Raw genomic sequence first — 15,811 nt, 5'->3', positions numbered from 1 at the left:
GCATAAGCGAATCTTGGACAGTCCGGACAATATTGCGTCGACGCTTTGACCCTGTATCGCCTAGCGTGCCGTCATGAAGCTTCTGTCTGTGAGTCTCGGACGCCCCCGGTCCGCCCCGTACACCGATCAGCGGGACGGCATCACGGGCATCGACAAGCGGCCGGCCGACGGGCCTGTGCGGATCACGGCTCCGGGACCCAAGGGGATCGGCGCGAGCGGGGTCGCGGGCGACGCGGTGTGCGACACCCGCCACCACGGCGGGAACGACCAGGCGGTGTACGCGTTCGCGCGCGAGGACCTGGACGACTGGGAGCGCGAGTTGGGCCGGCCCCTGGCGAACGGCGCGTTCGGCGAGAACCTCACCACCTCGGGTGTCGATGTCACCGGCGCCCTGATCGGCGAGCGCTGGCGGATCGGCGCCGATGTGCTCCTGGAGGTCACCTCGTCCCGCATCCCGTGCCGTACGTTCGCCGGCGCCATCGGTGAGCGGGGCTGGGTGCGGCGGTTCACCGAGAAGGGCGTACCGGGCGCGTATCTGCGGGTGATCGAACCCGGCGAGATCCAGGCCGGCGACCCGGTCACGCTGGTGCACCGGCCCGCGCACGATGTGACGGTCGGCTTCCAGTTCCGCGCCGTGACCACCCGCCGTGAGCTGCTGCCCCGGCTCCTCGCGGCCGGTGACGCACTGCACCCCGAGTCGATCGAGCAGGCCAGGACATACATGGAGAAGTACGCCTCGTAGCACAACCGTTGGTGACCGTCCCGGGGACGGCTGAAGGATCACTAACCTTGGCGCATGACTACGGCTCTGATTACGGGATCCACCGCCGGTATCGGCGCCGCGTTCGCGCGCCGGCTCGCGGCCGACGGCCACGACCTCGTCCTCGTGGCACGCGACACCGAGCGGCTGCGTGACCAGGCCACCGAACTGCACGACCGGCACCGTGTGGAGGCCGAGGTACTGACGGCCGACCTGTCGACGGACGCCGGCATCGAGGCGGTCGCCACCCGCCTCACGGACCCCCGCCGTCCCGTCGACCTCCTGGTCAACAACGCGGGCTTCGGCAACAAGGGCCGCTATCTGGAAGTCCCCCTCGAAGATGAGCTGACCATGCTCAAGGTGCACTGCGAGGCGGTCCTGCGCCTGACGTCGGCGGCGACCGGGGCGATGCGGGAGCGGAGGCGCGGCAGCGTGATCAACCTCGCGTCGGTGGCGGCCTTCGTCCCACGCGGCACCTACGGCGCGTCAAAAGCGTGGGTCGTCCAGTTCACCCAGGGCGTGGCGAAAGACCTGGCCGGTACGGGCGTCCGTCTGATGGTCCTGTGCCCCGGCTTCGTCCGCACCGAATTCCACCAGCGCGCGGGCATGGGCACGGACAACATCCCCAAGTGGATGTGGCTCGACGCGGACAAGGTGGTCACAGCGGCCCTGTCAGACCTCACCCGAGGCAAAACCGTCTCCATCCCGGACCCGAGATACAAGGCCCTGATGGGAGTGGCAAAGGTGACCCCGAGATCACTACTGACCGGAGTCACCTCCAAAACGGGCCGCAAGTACGGCCCACAGTAGACAACCGACCCGCCCCTTCAAGGGGCGCGGGGAACTGCGCAACAAGCCACGGCGGACCGGCGGCCGAAAAACGAGCCCGACCACCCCTCATCAGGGGCGCGGGGAACTGCGCAACGAGCCCCGCAGGGGCGAGAAAAGCCGAGGTCCGGCTCCCCGGACAACAGGGGAACCGGACCTCGGTCAGGCCACACGCCTAGTGAGAGTGACCGTGGCCATGCCCCGCGGCGTCGGCCTCTTCCTCCGCCGGCTTCTCGACAACCAAGGTCTCAGTCGTCAACAGCAGCGAAGCGATGGAGGCGGCGTTCTCCAGCGCGGACCGAGTCACCTTGACCGGGTCGATGACACCGGCCTTGACCAGGTCCCCGTACTCCCCGGTCGCGGCGTTGTAGCCGTTGCCCTGCTCCAGCTCGGCGACCTTGGAGACGATGACGTAGCCCTCCAGGCCGGCGTTCTCGGCGATCCAGCGCAGCGGCTCGACGGCGGCGCGGCGGACGACGGCGACACCGGTGGCCTCGTCACCCACCTTGCCGAGGTTGCCGTCCAGCACCTTGACGGCGTGGACGAGCGCGGAGCCACCACCGGAGACGATGCCCTCCTCGACCGCGGCGCGGGTCGCGGAGATGGCGTCCTCCAGACGGTGCTTCTTCTCCTTCAGCTCCACCTCGGTGGCGGCGCCGACCTTGATCACGCACACGCCGCCGGCCAGCTTCGCGAGGCGCTCCTGGAGCTTCTCGCGGTCCCAGTCGGAGTCGGTGTTCTCGATCTCGGCCTTGATCTGGTTGATGCGACCGGCCACGTTGTCCGAGTTGCCGCCACCGTCGACGATGGTGGTGTCGTCCTTGGTGACCGTCACACGGCGGGCGGAGCCGAGCACGTCCAGGCCGACCTGGTCGAGCTTGAGGCCGACCTCCTCGGCGATGACCTCGCCACCGGTGAGGGCGGCCATGTCGCCGAGCATCGCCTTGCGGCGGTCGCCGAAGCCGGGGGCCTTCACCGCGACGGCGTTGAAGGTGCCGCGGATCTTGTTGACGACGAGCGTCGACAGGGCCTCGCCCTCGACGTCCTCGGCGATGATCAGCAGCGGCTTCGAGGAGTTCGTCTGAATGATCTTCTCAAGCAGCGGCAGAAGGTCCTGGATGGAGGAGATCTTGCCCTGGTGGATGAGGATGTACGGGTCCTCCAGGACGGCCTCCATGCGCTCCTGGTCCGTCACGAAGTACGGCGACAGGTAGCCCTTGTCGAAGGCCATGCCCTCGGTGAAGTCCAGCTCCAGACCGAAGGTGTTGGACTCTTCGACGGTGATGACACCGTCCTTGCCGACCTTGTCCATGGCCTCGCCGATCAGCTCGCCGACCTGCTGGTCCTGGGCGGAGAGCGCGGCGACGGCGGCGATGTCGGACTTGTCGTCGATCGGGCGGGCGGTGGCGAGGAGTTCGTCGGACACGGCCTTGACGGCGGCGTCGATGCCCTTCTTCAGGGCGGCCGGGGAAGCGCCCGCGGCGACGTTGCGCAGGCCCTCCTTGACCAGAGCCTGGGCGAGCACGGTGGCGGTGGTGGTGCCGTCACCCGCGATGTCGTTGGTCTTGGTCGCCACCTCCTTCACGAGCTGCGCGCCGAGGTTCTCGTACGGGTCGTCCAGCTCGACCTCGCGGGCGATGGTGACACCGTCGTTGGTGATGGTGGGTGCGCCGAACTTCTTGTCGATGACGACATTGCGGCCCTTGGGGCCGATCGTCACCTTGACCGTGTCGGCAAGCTTGTTGACGCCGCGCTCAAGGGCGCGACGGGCGTCCTCGTCGAACTTCAGAATCTTCGCCATGGGAGCGTTCCAGCCCTCTCGGGAACGGTGGTGAACGAACTACGCCCCGGACTCCCGGCTTCCTTGGGGTCGCGGGGGGCCAGGGGCGCAGCTCACATGCAAAAGTGGTGAATTACTTCTCGATGATCGCGAGCACGTCGCGGGCCGAGAGGACGAGGTACTCCTCGCCGTTGTACTTCACCTCGGTGCCGCCGTACTTGCTGTAGAGCACGACATCGCCGACGGTGACGTCGAGTTCGACGCGCTTGCCGTCCTCGATACGGCCCGGACCAGTGGCCAGGACAACGCCCTCCTGGGGCTTCTCCTTGGCCGTGTCCGGAATGACCAGGCCCGAAGCCGTGGTCTGCTCGGCGTCGAGCGGCTGGACCACAATGCGGTCCTCGAGCGGCTTGATGGCAACCTTGGAGCTGGCGGTCGTCACGATCCGACCTCCCCCTTCGGAGATCTCACGGGGTTAACTGTCTGAGGTGGCGACCAGGTCGATCCGTCGTCGCGGGTGCCGGACCTGCCCGTCGCTATTGGCACTCTCCAGTGGGGAGTGCCAGAGCCGAGACTATGACTGCGATTAGCACTCGGTCAAGCGGAGTGCCAACGCGCCACCCTCTCGGCTGGACCGCGACGTCCGAGCGGGGCCCCTACGGCGCTGCGCGCCCGCCTAGTCCGGGGCACCCGGTACTTGGGGCTGTGCCCACCCGTCCCGCCCTGCGGGACGCCTGCCCACAGCGGGTTCTGGCCTGCCGCCGGCCGCCAGCAGGTTCGTCGCCGCTCGCCGGTGCGGCTACAAGTAATCCTCCAAGCGGGCCACCGTGAGGCCGTCCGCGTGGATTCGGCGTAGTAGTGCCGGGGTCGTGTTCGCGTGGGACAGGAGGATGTCGCCCCGGTGGAGGGGCGTGCCGGGGGTGGGGGTGCGCCATAGGACGATCGCTGACGCTCCGCAGGACGCCGCTGCCCGTACCGTTTCCCCGTCGTACGCGTTGTGGGGTGGCCGGAACAAGCGGGGCCGTACGCCGAACCGTGCCAGCACCTTGTCCCGTTGCCCGCAGATCTCGGCCCGCTGTCCGGCGTACGGCATTCCCGGCAGGTACGGATGGTGCAGCGTGTGGTTCTGCACGGTCGCGCCCACCGCCCGCAACCGGGCGAACTGGGCGTATCCCGGGCCGACCACGCTCTCGGTGAGGAACAGGCTGACCGGCAGCCGTAGTTCCCGCACCATGTCCACGAACCGGGGTTCCTTCTCGGCGCCGTCGTCGAAGGTGAGGAAGACGACCTTGTCGGTGGTGCGGACCCGGTCGACCACGGGCGGCAGCGCTGCGGCATCCCCGGCGCCTCCGGCACCGGCAGCCCCCGTCCCCTTGCCACCGGCCCGTTTCGCACCCGGCGCCCCCGCCCCCGGCGGACGCGCGGGCGGACTCGGCGCCGGGGCCAGCGGCCCCGGCAGACCCCAGCGGCGGTACGTCTCGGCGCTCGGCCGCTTCGCGTGCGGCCCGACCTTCTGCGCGGCCTTGCGGCTGAGCCGTTCGATCGGGTCGACGGACTGCGCGCAGCCGCCGAGCAGCGCGGGCGCGAGTACCCCGGCCACCAGCACCCCGGCCAGCGACCGGCGTAGCTGCGCCCGGCGGGTCACAGATAGTCCTCCAGCTTCGCCACCGCGTACCCCTTGTCGGTGATCAGCTTCATGAACTGGCGGATGTCGTCCGGCATGGTGCCCTTCCAGTCGTTCTTGCCCCGGAAGTGGGTGAGGACGATGTCGCCGGGACGCAGTTTCTGGTCCCACTCGCGGTACTCCCAGTGGTCGACGAAGACCTCTTCGTTCCACAGCGGTACGGCCTTGATGCCGCAGGACTTGGCGGCGCGCAGCGTGTCCTGGTTGTAATTGCCGTACGGCGGCCGGAACACCTCGGGCCGCTTGCCGAACTCCTTGCGCATGACGTCCTGCATACCGCAGATCTCACGCTTCTGCTGGTCGTAGTCGAGGCCGGGCAGGTAAGGGTGCGTGAGGGTGTGGTTGTTGAGCGTGACGCCCTGGTCGCGCATCTTGCGGAAGTAGCCGTAGTCCTCCTTCGCCAGGTAGTTACTGAGGAAGGCGGTGTACGGGATCTTCAGGTCGTCCATCATCCGAAGCAGCGCCGGGTCCTTGTCGGCGCCGTCGTCGATGGTCAGGAAGACGATCTTGTCCTTGGTGGGGATCGTGGTGAAGACCGGCGGCAACTCGTCCTGGTCCTCGACCTCGAAGCCCGCGCGCGGGGTGATTTGCGGCTTCTTCGCGGGCGGCGGCGGCGCGGGCAGCGGGGTCTTGTCCAGGCCCCAGCGCTTGGCGGCGGCGGCGCGGGCCGTCTGCTCGGCGCGCTGCTTGGCGGCGGCCTCCTCCTTGGTCAGCGGGCGCTGCTGGCCGGACACGCCCTTGACCTTGTCCGCGCCCGCGGCCTCGCCGGCCTCGGTGTCACCGCAGCCCGAGGCGACAGCGGCGACGGCGACGGCGAGCAGGGCCGCGCAGACCACGCGGGTACGGGTACGGCTGCGCGCCCGTCCCGCCCCGACCGTAACTTGTTCCTTTTGTCCTACTAGTTGCATGGTGCCGCATCCTGTCAGCGCCCCTCCGCGGTGCGGCGGCGACACCGCCGCCCGGCGCCGACCATCCATCGACTGGCCCACAGCGGCCCGGTGCGCGGCCTGGTGAACAATGGGCCTGGTGAACGCCCCTGGTCAGCTCTCCCCGCTCGACGCCTTCGCCGCGCTGCTCACGGACGAGGGCCGCGCCCTCCTGGACGAGGTGCGGGACACCGACCCCGCCCAGGAGCTGGCCGTGGCGACCCGGCTGCGCCGCGACCATCCCGCGGGTCTGGTGTCGGCGGCGCTCGGTCAAGCGCGGCTGCGGCAGCGGGCGGTGGCCAAGTTCGGCGCCGGGGACGCGGGCCGGATGTTCTTCACACCGAACGGGGTCGAGCAGGCGACCCGGACCAGCGTGGCCACGTATCGCGCGCGGCGGATACGGGAGCAGGGGGTCCGGTCGGTCGCCGATCTGTGCTGCGGCATCGGCGGGGACGCGGTCGCCCTCGCACGGGCCGGGATCACCGTCCTCGCCGTCGACCGCGACCCGCTGACCTGCGCGGTGGCCCGAGCCAACGCCGGGGTGCTCGGGCTCGCCGACCTGATCGAGGTGCGCGAGGCCGATGTCACCGAGGTCGACACGGCGCCGTACGACGCGGTGTTCGTGGACCCGGCGCGGCGCGGCGGACGGGGCCGGGTCTTCGATCCGGAGGCGTACTCGCCGCCGCTGTCCTGGGCCGTGGAGGCCGCCCGGCGGGCGCCGCGTGCCGCGCTGAAGATCGCGCCGGGGGTGCCGCACGAGGCGATTCCCGACGGTGTCGAGACCGAGTGGATCTCGGACGGCGGTGACGTCAAGGAGGCGGTGCTGTGGTTCGGCACCGCCGGGCCCGACGCCCGCCGGGCCACCCTCCTGCCCGGCGGCGCCTCGCTCTTCTCGCCCCTCGCGACCCTGCCCCCCGATCCGGCGGTGCGCCCGGTGGGGCGGTATCTGTACGAGCCGGACGGTGCCGTCATCCGCGCGCATCTCGTGGCCGAGGTGGCCCGTGAGGTGTCCGGCGGCCTGCTGGACGAGACGATCGCGTACGTCACCTCCGACACCCTGCGCCCGACCCCGTACGCCACGGCCTACGAGATCACGGACCATCTGCCCTTCAACGTCAAGCGCCTCAAGGCCCTGCTGAGGCAGCGCGAGGTCGGCATCCTCACCGTGAAGAAACGCGGCTCACCGGTGGAACCGGAAGAGCTGCGCCGCAAGGTGAAACCCCAGGGCCCGCACGCCGCCACCGTCTTCCTGACCAGGGTCCACAACGCCCCGGCCATGCTCCTGGGCCACCCGGCGGCACGGTAGGAAAAGGGTCCCGAAGAAAGTTCCCGGAGAAAGTCCCGGAAAAATTCTCCGGACGTGTCGATCCCGGCGCCTCCCGTTCGACGCGTGCGTGAGAGGCGGAGAGAAGACTCCGCCCCCCAGCGAAGTGGAGAGGCTCATGCCGCGCTATCTGTCCATGATCCGGATCGACGAGAACAACGCGCCCGCCGAGGGGCCCAGCGAGGCCCTGATGGGGCGCATGGGTGAGCTGATCGAGGAGATGACCAAGGCCGGGGTCCTGCTGGACACCGCCGGTCTCACGCCGACCTCGGACGGTGTGCGGGTGCACTGGGAGGGCGGGAAGACATCCGTGACGGACGGCCCGTTCACCGAGAGCAAGGAGGTCATCGGCGGGTACGCGCTGCTCCAGGCCAAGGACAAGGCCGAGGCGGTCGAGTGGACCAAGCGGTTCCTCCAGGTGCACGAGCCGTTCTGGACGGTGACCTGCGAGGTGCGGGAGGTCGTGGAGGGCTGACCTCCCTCAGCCGGGCCGACGTCACCGGACCCGCGCCCGACTTGGCGGCTCGCGCGCGGGGGTGTCTGATGGTGGGCCGTGAGCACCCCACCCACGGCCGCCACCACCCATGCCGTCGAGACGGTCTTCCGGATCGAGTCGCCGCGCATCATCGCGGGCGTCGCCCGGATCGTGCGGGACGTCGGCATCGCGGAGGAACTGGCGCAGGACGCCCTGGTCGCCGCGTTGGAGCAGTGGCCGGGATCGGGTGTCCCGGACAACCCGGGCGCCTGGCTCATGGCCACGGCCAAGCGGCGCGCGATCGATCTCGTACGCCGCCGGGAGACGTACGCGCGCAAGCTCGCCGAGGTCGGCCGCGACCTGGAGAGCGCGCCGCACGCCCCCGACCCGGGTGACCTGGTCGACGATCCGGACGCCATCGACGACGACCTGCTGCGGCTCGTGTTCACGGCCTGCCATCCCGTGCTGTCCGCCGAGGCCAGGACCACGCTGACGCTACGGCTGCTCGGCGGTCTGACCACCGCCGAGATCGCCCGCGCCTATCTGACGGCCGAGGCGACCGTCGCCCAGCGCATCGTCCGCGCCAAACGCACCCTCGCCACCAAGGGGGTGCCCTTCGAGGTACCGACAGGACCGGAGCGGGACGCCCGGCTGGGATCGGTCCTCGACGTCATCTACCTGATCTTCAACGAGGGGTACGCGGCGACGGCCGGCGACGACTGGCTGCGGCCCGCGCTCTGCGAGGACGCGCTGCGCCTCGCCCGGGTCCTCGCGGGACTGATGCCGAAGGAGCCCGAGGTGCACGGGCTCGCCGCGCTCCTGGAGATCCAGTCCGCGCGGGCCGCCGCCCGCACCGGACCCGACGGCGAGCCGGTACTCCTCGCCAACCAGAACCGGTCCCGGTGGAACCAGCTGCTGATCCGGCGCGGATACGAGGCGCTGACCCGCGCGGAGGCCGTGACCGGCGAGGGAGTGCCGGGGCCGTACGTCCTCCAGGCCGCCATCGCCGCGTGTCATGTGCGGGCGGTGCGGTACGAGGACACCGACTGGGGGCAGATCGCCACGCTGTACGCGGTACTGGCCCTGCGGGCACCCTCACCGGTCGTGGAGCTGAACCGTGCGGTCGCCGTCTCCATGGCACAGGGCCCCGAGGCCGGACTCGCCCTGGTCGACGCCCTCGCCACCGAACCGGCCCTGAAGGACTACCACTTGCTGCCGAGCGTACGGGCCGACCTGCTGGCACGGCTGGGACGTACGGAGGAGGCGCGTGCGGAACTGGAACGGGCGATCGCACTCGCACGCAACGAACCCGAACGGGCGCTTCTGCGCGCGCGGTTGACCAGCCTCTAGCCCCGGCGGTGCTGCCGCCTACTCCACCCCCGCCGACTCGAAGCGCCAGCGGTGCACCGGGCGCCGGATCATCGCCTCGTCCGGTTCCGGGAACTCCGGGAGTTCGGCCTCGTACGGGGCGTGCCACCAGGTGATGGTCAGGACTCGGTCACCCGGGGCCGTGAAGGTCTCGCGGCGGACCGGTTCGGCGGCCAACCGTTGCTCCCGTACCCAGGCGAGGAGTTCGGCGCCCCGGCCCGGTGCCGCCGCGGCCTCCCACATCAGTGCGACCGTCATGAGTACAGGTTGTCCTTCGCCACCTCGTGCACATGGTCGTGGTCGTGCGTGTGACCGCGGCCGGGTACGTGCGGGTCCGTCACCGGGAGCGACGAGTCCGCCGACAGGTCCCAGTCGGACGGCGCCCGGCCCCGCGCGACCATCTCGGCGCCGAGCGCGGCGACCATCGCGCCGTTGTCCGTGCACAGCTTGGGCCGGGGCACCCGCAGCCGGATCCCGGCCGCCTCGCACCGCTCCGCGGCCAGCGCCCGCAGCCGTGAGTTCGCCGCGACGCCGCCGCCGATCATCAGATGGTCCACGCCCTCGTCCTTGCAGGCGCGGACCGCCTTGCGGGTCAGCACGTCGACCACGGCCTCCTGGAAGGACGCGGAGACGTCCCGTACCGGCACGTCCTCGCCGGCGGCACGCTTCGCCTCGATCCAGCGCGCCACGGACGTCTTCAGGCCGGAGAAGGAGAAGTCGTACGGGGCGTCACGCGGCCCGGTGAGACCGCGCGGGAAGGTGATGGCGGTCGGGTCACCCTCGCGCGCGTACCGGTCGATGACGGGACCGCCGGGGAAGCCCAGGTTCAGTACGCGGGCGATCTTGTCGAACGCCTCGCCCGCCGCGTCGTCGATGGTCGCGCCCAGCGGCCGGACGTCCGAGGTGATGTCGGTGGACAGCAGCAGCGACGAGTGCCCGCCGCTCACCAAAAGCGCCATCGTCGGCTCGGGCAGGGCGCCGTGTTCGAGCTGGTCGACGCAGATGTGCGAGGCGAGGTGGTTGACGCCGTACAGCGGCTTCCCGAGCGCGTACGCGTACGCCTTTGCCGCCGACACGCCCACCAGGAGCGCGCCCGCGAGTCCGGGACCCGCCGTCACGGAGATGCCGTCCAGGTCGGACGCGGCGACCCCGGCGTCCTTCAGGGCGCGCTCGATGGTCGGCACCATCGCCTCCAGATGCGCGCGCGACGCGACCTCCGGTACGACACCGCCGAAGCGGGCGTGTTCGTCGACGCTGGAGGCGATCGCGTCAGCGAGGAGCGTGGTGCCGCGCACGATGCCGACACCGGTCTCGTCGCAGGAGGTCTCGATGCCGAGGACGAGCGGTTCGTCAGCCATGGGTCGCGGTTCCTTGTACGTCGGTGCCGGACGCCGTGGTCAGGCGCATGACCAGGGCGTCCACATTGCCGGGCTGGTAGTAGCCGCGCCGGAAGCCGATGGGTTCGAAGCCGAAGCGTTCGTAGAGCCGCTGGGCGCGCGTGTTGTCGACACGCACCTCCAGCATCACCTCGGCGCACTCGAAGGCCGTGGCGTACTTCAGCAGATCCGTGAGCAGCAGCGACCCGAGCCCGGTGCCCCAGTGCTCCTGGGCGACGGCGATGGTCTGGACGTCCCCCACGGCGGCGGGCCCGTCCTCGGTGCCGGTCCCGGCGGCGGCGAAGCCCGCGTATCCGACGAGCCGGTCACCGGACTCGGCGACGACATAGTGGCGCGTGGCGCCCGCCCCGCGCGCGTGGGCCAGCTCGGACCAGAACATGCCGCGGGACCAGGCGTCGTCGGGGAACAGGACGCGTTCCAGTGCGAGTACCGGGTCGATGTCCCACCAGCGCATCTCGCGCAGTACGACGGTCACTTCGGGGTGACCACCTTGTAGTTCTTGGGTACCTGCGCGTCCGGGCGGCGCAGATAGAGCGGGCGCGGCGGCGGCAGGTCGTCCCCGGCGCGCAGCCGCTCGGCGGCGAGTGAGGCGAGCGCGGCGGCCGACACATGCTCGGGCCCGCGCGCGTCCGGGAAGGTGTCCGGGTACAGCAGCGCGCCCGCGCCGACCGCGGGCAGCCCCGCGACCTCGGCCGCGATGTCGGCGGGCCGGTCGACGGCCGGCCCCGACACGCGGGTGCGGGCGTCCGCGTACCGCGCCCAGTAGACCTCCTTGCGGCGCGCGTCGGTCGCGACGACGAACGGTCCGTCAAGACCGTCCGGGCCGTCGAGCCCTGCCGCGTACGCGAGCGCGTCGAGCGTGCACAGGCCGTGCACCGGCACGCCCAGGGCGAGCCCGAAGGTGTCGGCGGTCATCAGCCCGACCCGCAGCCCGGTGTACGGACCGGGGCCCGTACCGACGACGACGGCGGTGACCGAGGACAGTTTCAGCCCGGCGTCGGCGAGCACCTGGTCGACGGCCGGAAGGAGGAGTTCCCCGTGTCGGCGGGCGTCCACCTGATTCGACGCGGCGACGACGGACGCACCGTCGTGCAGGGCGACGGTGACGGCGGGAGTGGCGGTATCCAGAGCGAGCAACAACACACAAACAGCCTACGGCTCCGGCGGCGGGGGCACGGCCGCCCCGGGATGCTCCGTACTGGCTGCTACCGTCGGCGCTGACGGGCAGCAGGTGCGGTACGGGAACGGTTCGAGAGGTGGGCGCGGTGGCAAGGAGCAGCTCGGGATTCGTGGCCGTGCTCACCGCGGCGGCACTCGCCGCGGTCGCCTTCCTCGCCTATCAGGCGTCGGCCCAGGTGCCGCACAATCTCGGCAAACCGAACGCCGGCAAGTCGCCGTCGGCGACCGCGTCCCGGCCGGCCAAGGACAAGAAGAACCCGAAGGCGCTGCCCGCCCAGTCCGGCGTCGGCGAGCGGGTCGTGTACGCGCTGGACAACGACCGGGTGTGGCTGGTCGGCGGGAACGGCAAGGTCCGGCGCACCTTCGAGGTCCAGCCGAGCACGGTCGACCCACCGGCCGGCACCTACAGCGTCACCTCGCGCTCGGGCTCCGGCGCCGGGTCCGACGGCACGCCGATCGAGCACGTGGTGCGGTTCGCGTCGGTCAACGGGATCGCGATCGGGTTCAGCGCGGCGGTCGACGGCTCGACGCCGAAGCCGGACCCGGACAAGAAGACGGGCGGCGTCCGCCAGACCCGTGAGAACGGCGACGCGATGTGGGAGTTCGCGGGCATCGGCGTGAAGATCGTCGTGATCCCGTAAGCACGCGTATGGCCACGCGTACGCGTCCGTAAGTCATCCGCGATTCATGCCGTAGGTCATCCGTAAGTCATGCGTACGGATGACCTCACCGGCCGTGCGGCTGGGCGGTTACGCGGCTTCGGGGTGCTCCTGCGGGCTCTCCCGGCGCTCGGCCGCCTCTTCCCGCTCCGGCGCCGGTTCGGGCTCGGGGCGTCGCGCCGGGGGCGTCGACACCTCTTTCGCGGCGGCACAGGACGCCAGCAGCTCGCTCATCGCCACGCCGGACGGCGCGGTGTGTTCTGTGGCCGACATGGGCGCCTCCTGGAGCTGAGGGGGCAGACCTGGTTAGGTAGACCTAACCCAGGTACCGGTCTCCATGTGACCACGCCCGACCGCCGCAATGCAAGAATTTGCCGACGCCTTGTCGGAACGTTCGGGTGAACGGACCAACCGCGAGGGCTCAGCCGGCGAGTGCGCCCAGGTCACCGGCGGTCCACCGGGTGCCGAACCCCTTGAGGGTGACCTCGCGCACCTCGTCCACCGTGTCCGCCATGTCCGCTGTATCGGCCGCAGCGCCCGTGCCGCCGACGGTCCGCCCGATAACGACGTGCAGCCGGTCGTCCGACAGGTCCTCGACCTTGCCGTCGCCCCACTCGACCACGATCACGGACTCGGGCAGCGACACATCGAGGTCGAGGTCCTCCATCTCGTCGAGCCCGCCGCCCAGCCGGTACGCGTCCACGTGCACCAGGGGCGGCCCGTCGCCGAGCGGGGGGTGTACGCGCGCGATGACGAAGGTCGGCGAGGTGACGGCACCGCGTACGTTCAGGCCCTCGCCGATGCCCCGGGTCAGCGTGGTCTTGCCCGCGCCCAGCTCACCGGTGAGCATCACCAGGTCACCGGGGCGCAGCACCTTCGCGAGCCGGCGGCCGAGCGCGCTCATCCGCTCCGGCGAGTCGACGGTGAGCCGCACGGACTCGGGGACGGCGACGGGGGCCGCGAGGGCGTCAGGGGCGGCGGGGTCAGCCGCCGGGTGTGCTGGACGTTCCATAACCGCCCACGGTAGCCCCCGCCGGGACCGCGCCGACGCGCGTCAGCAGGTCCGCGAGCCGGTCCGTGACCACCTCGGGGTGCTCCAGCATCACCAGATGCCCGCCGTCCGGTACGAGGACCAGCTCGGCGTCCGGCAGCAGATCCGCGATCGCCTCGCTGTGTTCACTCGGCGTGACGAGGTCCTTGTCCCCGGCGAGCACCAGCACGGGCAGCTCCACGAAGTGCGCGAGGGCGGCCGTCTTGTCGTGGTCGGTGAAGGCCGGATAGAACTCGGCGACCACGTCGATGGGGGTGCCCTCGATCATCCGCTCCGCGAACCGCGCGACCGCCGGATCGACGTCGCGGGACGCGAACGAGTACCGCTTGATGACGCCCGCGAACAGCTCGGCCGTGGCCCGCCGCCCCCGCTCCACCAGCTCGGCCCGCTGCCCCAGCGCCTTGAGCACCCCGGGCAGCACCCACCGCACGGCGTTGACGCCCGCCATGGGCAGCCCGTAATTGACCTCGCCGAGACGCCCGGACGAGGTACCGACGAGGGCCACGCCGACGACCCGCTCGCGTACGAGATCGGGGTACTGGTCGGCCAGCGCCATCATCGTCATGCCGCCCATGGAGTGGCCGACCAGCACGAGCGGGCCCTCGGGGGCCGCCGCGTCGATGACGGCCTTGAGGTCGCGGCCGAGCTGGTCGATGGTGAGCGGGACCGCCGACGCCTTGTGACTGGTCTGCGCCACCCCGCGCGCGGAGCGGCCGTGACTGCGCTGGTCCCAGTGGACCGTACGGACGACTCCGCGCAGGGCCGCCCGCTGGAAGTGCCAGGAGTCCTGGTTCAGGCAGTAGCCGTGGCTGAAGACGACGGTGACCGGCGCGGGCGAGCGGCGGCCGAACAGGCGTCGGCGGCGCGGGGCGAGTCCGGCGTCGGGCTCGACCTCGTCCACCTCGTAGGACAGTTCGGTGCCGTCGTCGGCGATCGCCTTGCCGGGAGTGCCGCGCAGCGATCCGTAGGGCCCGGTCGAGTCGAGCGCGAGCTGTGCCTTGCGGCGTATGCCGCGCCCCACGGTCATCCGCTCCAGCGCCACACCGGCCGCCGCGCCCGCCGCGACCACACCGATCGCGGCGCCCGCGATACCGGCCCGGCGCCAGTTCCCGGCCGCCGAAGCCACCGCCGTGGCCGCCCCCGCGACGGCATCCGCACCGCTCTCGCTCATCTGCCGCTCACCTGCCGCTCCCCTTCGCCACCGGTCCGCCCTCGTCGACGTAGACGCGCGGCACGCGGGATCCGATGCGCGTGACGATCTCGTACGCGATGGTGCCCGCCGCCTGGGCCCAGTCCTCGGCGGTCGGCTCGCCCCGGTCGCCGGGTCCGAACAGCACCGCTTCGGCGCCGACCGGGGGCTCGTCGCCGCCGAGGTCGACCACGAACTGGTCCATCGCGATCCGCCCGGCGACGGTACGCCACTTGCCGCCGACGAGTACGGGGCCCGTGCCGGAGGCGTGGCGGGGGACTCCGTCGCCGTAGCCGAGGGGGATCAGGCCGAGGGTCGTGGCGCCCGGGGTCACGTAGTGGTGGCCGTAACTCACGCCGTGCCCGCCGGGTACGTGCTTCACCAGGGCGAGGGACGCCCGCAGGGTCATCACCGGGCGCAGCCCGAAGTCGGCCGGGGTGCCGCACTCGGGGCTCGGTGAGATCCCGTACATCGCGATCCCCGGGCGGACCAGGTCGAAGTGGGTGTCGGGCCGGGTCAGCGTGCCCGGCGAGTTCGCGATGTGCCGCACATCGGGCCGGGCGCCCTGCTCCTCGGCGTATGCCACCAGTTCGCGGAACAGGGTGAGTTGGGCGTCGATCGAGTCGTGGCCCGGCTCGTCGGCGCAGGCGAAGTGCGACCACAGTCCGGTGATCCGCAGCAGCCCCGCCGACTCGGCGCGCAGGGCCTCGGTGACCAGTTCGGGCCAGTCGGCGGGCTGGCAGCCGTTACGTCCGAGGCCCGTGTCGGCCTTGAGCTGGACCTTCGCCGGGCGCCCCGCGGCGCGCGCGGCGGCCTCGACCTCACGCAGCGCCCACAGACCGCTCACGGAGATGTCGAGGTCGGCCTCGATGCCCTCGCGGAAGGGGCCGCCCGGGGTCCACAGCCAGCACATGACGCGGGCGCGGTCGGGGCCGATGCCTCCGGCGCGCAGGGCGAGTGCCTCCTCCGGGGTCGCCGTACCGACCCAGGTCGCACCGGCCTCGACGGCCGCCCGCGCGCACGGCAGTATGCCGTGGCCATAGGCGTCCGCCTTGACCACGGCCATGAAGGCCGCGCCGGACGCGTGCGCGCGCAGCGCCCGCACATTGCCCCGCAAGGCCCCCAGATCGATCAAAGCCCCAGCACGCAAACTCCCACTCCCACTCATCTCCCCCAGTCTCTCAGAGCCCA

18 protein-coding genes are annotated in these 15,811 nt (G+C 71.2%); 6 read left to right on the top strand and 12 right to left on the bottom strand.

The features are described from left to right. The first annotated feature begins 73 nt into the window (after positions 1-73). Both ACFVT5_RS01345 and ACFVT5_RS01340 read left to right on the top strand, forming a co-directional pair. The gene (locus ACFVT5_RS01345) at positions 74-742 is read left to right on the top strand and encodes an MOSC domain-containing protein (RefSeq protein WP_389880170.1); all 669 of its coding nucleotides are present in this window, start codon (positions 74-76) and stop codon (positions 740-742) included. Between the two features lie 54 nt (positions 743-796). Next, on the top strand, positions 797-1,570 hold the full coding sequence (locus ACFVT5_RS01340) for an SDR family NAD(P)-dependent oxidoreductase (protein WP_389880168.1): 774 nt from the start codon (positions 797-799) through the stop codon (positions 1,568-1,570). Positions 1,571-1,763: 193 nt separating this feature from the next. Here ACFVT5_RS01340 and groL read toward each other — a convergent pair whose 3' ends face one another. The 4 genes from groL to ACFVT5_RS01320 form a co-directional block, all read right to left on the bottom strand. Next, complete coding sequence (gene groL, locus ACFVT5_RS01335) at positions 1,764-3,389, bottom strand: chaperonin GroEL (RefSeq protein WP_389880166.1); 1,626 nt, start codon at positions 3,387-3,389, stop codon at positions 1,764-1,766. 112 nt (positions 3,390-3,501) lie between these two features. Further along, the gene (gene groES / locus ACFVT5_RS01330; RefSeq protein ID WP_055609712.1) at positions 3,502-3,810 is read right to left on the bottom strand and encodes a co-chaperone GroES; all 309 of its coding nucleotides are present in this window, start codon (positions 3,808-3,810) and stop codon (positions 3,502-3,504) included. A gap of 357 nt (positions 3,811-4,167) precedes the next feature. After that, a complete protein-coding gene (locus ACFVT5_RS01325; RefSeq protein ID WP_389880163.1) occupies positions 4,168-5,013 on the bottom strand; it encodes a polysaccharide deacetylase family protein in 846 nt (281 codons plus the stop codon). After that, a complete protein-coding gene (locus ACFVT5_RS01320; RefSeq protein WP_389880161.1) occupies positions 5,010-5,960 on the bottom strand; it encodes a polysaccharide deacetylase family protein in 951 nt (316 codons plus the stop codon). Before ACFVT5_RS01320 ends, ACFVT5_RS01325 begins: the two co-directional genes overlap by 4 nt. Before the next feature lie 109 nt (positions 5,961-6,069). Here ACFVT5_RS01320 and ACFVT5_RS01315 point away from each other — a divergent pair, with 109 nt between their 5' ends. From ACFVT5_RS01315 to ACFVT5_RS01305, 3 genes are all read left to right on the top strand, one after another. After that, complete coding sequence (locus tag ACFVT5_RS01315; RefSeq protein ID WP_389880159.1) at positions 6,070-7,284, top strand: methyltransferase domain-containing protein; 1,215 nt, start codon at positions 6,070-6,072, stop codon at positions 7,282-7,284. Between the two features lie 136 nt (positions 7,285-7,420). Continuing rightward, positions 7,421-7,777 carry a YciI family protein gene (locus tag ACFVT5_RS01310; protein ID WP_389880158.1) on the top strand — a complete coding sequence of 119 codons (357 nt, stop codon included), beginning with the start codon at positions 7,421-7,423 and terminating at the stop codon, positions 7,775-7,777. Positions 7,778-7,855: 78 nt separating this feature from the next. Continuing rightward, complete coding sequence (locus tag ACFVT5_RS01305) at positions 7,856-9,127, top strand: RNA polymerase sigma factor (protein ID WP_389880156.1); 1,272 nt, start codon at positions 7,856-7,858, stop codon at positions 9,125-9,127. Between the two features lie 18 nt (positions 9,128-9,145). On the opposite strand, the gene ACFVT5_RS01300 is transcribed toward ACFVT5_RS01305, so the two are convergent. The 4 genes from ACFVT5_RS01300 to tsaB are packed head-to-tail and all read right to left on the bottom strand — an operon-like array spanning position 9,146 to position 11,685. After that, complete coding sequence (locus ACFVT5_RS01300; RefSeq protein ID WP_389880154.1) at positions 9,146-9,403, bottom strand: hypothetical protein; 258 nt, start codon at positions 9,401-9,403, stop codon at positions 9,146-9,148. Further along, entirely contained in the window at positions 9,400-10,503 is a 1,104-nt protein-coding gene (gene tsaD / locus ACFVT5_RS01295; protein ID WP_389880152.1) for a tRNA (adenosine(37)-N6)-threonylcarbamoyltransferase complex transferase subunit TsaD, read from the bottom strand. Before tsaD ends, ACFVT5_RS01300 begins: the two co-directional genes overlap by 4 nt. After that, positions 10,496-10,996 carry a ribosomal protein S18-alanine N-acetyltransferase gene (rimI, locus tag ACFVT5_RS01290; RefSeq protein WP_389880960.1) on the bottom strand — a complete coding sequence of 167 codons (501 nt, stop codon included), beginning with the start codon at positions 10,994-10,996 and terminating at the stop codon, positions 10,496-10,498. Before rimI ends, tsaD begins: the two co-directional genes overlap by 8 nt. 17 nt (positions 10,997-11,013) lie before the next feature. Next, positions 11,014-11,685, bottom strand: a complete 672-nt coding sequence (gene tsaB, locus ACFVT5_RS01285) for a tRNA (adenosine(37)-N6)-threonylcarbamoyltransferase complex dimerization subunit type 1 TsaB (RefSeq protein WP_389880150.1) — start codon at positions 11,683-11,685, stop codon at positions 11,014-11,016. A gap of 122 nt (positions 11,686-11,807) precedes the next feature. Here tsaB and ACFVT5_RS01280 point away from each other — a divergent pair, with 122 nt between their 5' ends. Continuing rightward, the gene (locus ACFVT5_RS01280; RefSeq protein ID WP_389880148.1) at positions 11,808-12,362 is read left to right on the top strand and encodes a hypothetical protein; all 555 of its coding nucleotides are present in this window, start codon (positions 11,808-11,810) and stop codon (positions 12,360-12,362) included. A gap of 108 nt (positions 12,363-12,470) precedes the next feature. Here the strand turns inward: ACFVT5_RS01280 and ACFVT5_RS01275 are convergent, their stop codons facing one another. The 4 genes from ACFVT5_RS01275 to alr form a co-directional block, all read right to left on the bottom strand. Next, positions 12,471-12,653 carry a hypothetical protein gene (locus tag ACFVT5_RS01275; protein ID WP_389880146.1) on the bottom strand — a complete coding sequence of 61 codons (183 nt, stop codon included), beginning with the start codon at positions 12,651-12,653 and terminating at the stop codon, positions 12,471-12,473. Between the two features lie 148 nt (positions 12,654-12,801). After that, positions 12,802-13,392, bottom strand: a complete 591-nt coding sequence (tsaE, locus tag ACFVT5_RS01270; RefSeq protein WP_389880144.1) for a tRNA (adenosine(37)-N6)-threonylcarbamoyltransferase complex ATPase subunit type 1 TsaE — start codon at positions 13,390-13,392, stop codon at positions 12,802-12,804. Next, positions 13,364-14,602 (bottom strand): alpha/beta fold hydrolase, encoded by a 1,239-nt coding sequence (locus ACFVT5_RS01265; RefSeq protein ID WP_389880142.1) that lies wholly within the window; start codon positions 14,600-14,602, stop codon positions 13,364-13,366. The genes tsaE and ACFVT5_RS01265 overlap by 29 nt, the downstream gene beginning before the upstream one ends. Positions 14,603-14,609: 7 nt before the next feature. Continuing rightward, a complete protein-coding gene (alr, locus tag ACFVT5_RS01260) occupies positions 14,610-15,788 on the bottom strand; it encodes an alanine racemase (protein WP_389880140.1) in 1,179 nt (392 codons plus the stop codon). Between the last annotated feature and the right edge of the window lie 23 nt (positions 15,789-15,811).

The sequence above is a fragment of the Streptomyces sp. NPDC058001 genome (assembly GCF_042886315.1).
Classification (GTDB): domain Bacteria; phylum Actinomycetota; class Actinomycetes; order Streptomycetales; family Streptomycetaceae; genus Streptomyces.
Note: the sequence above shows the minus strand (reverse complement) of the source record. Positions and strands in the feature narration are given on the sequence as shown.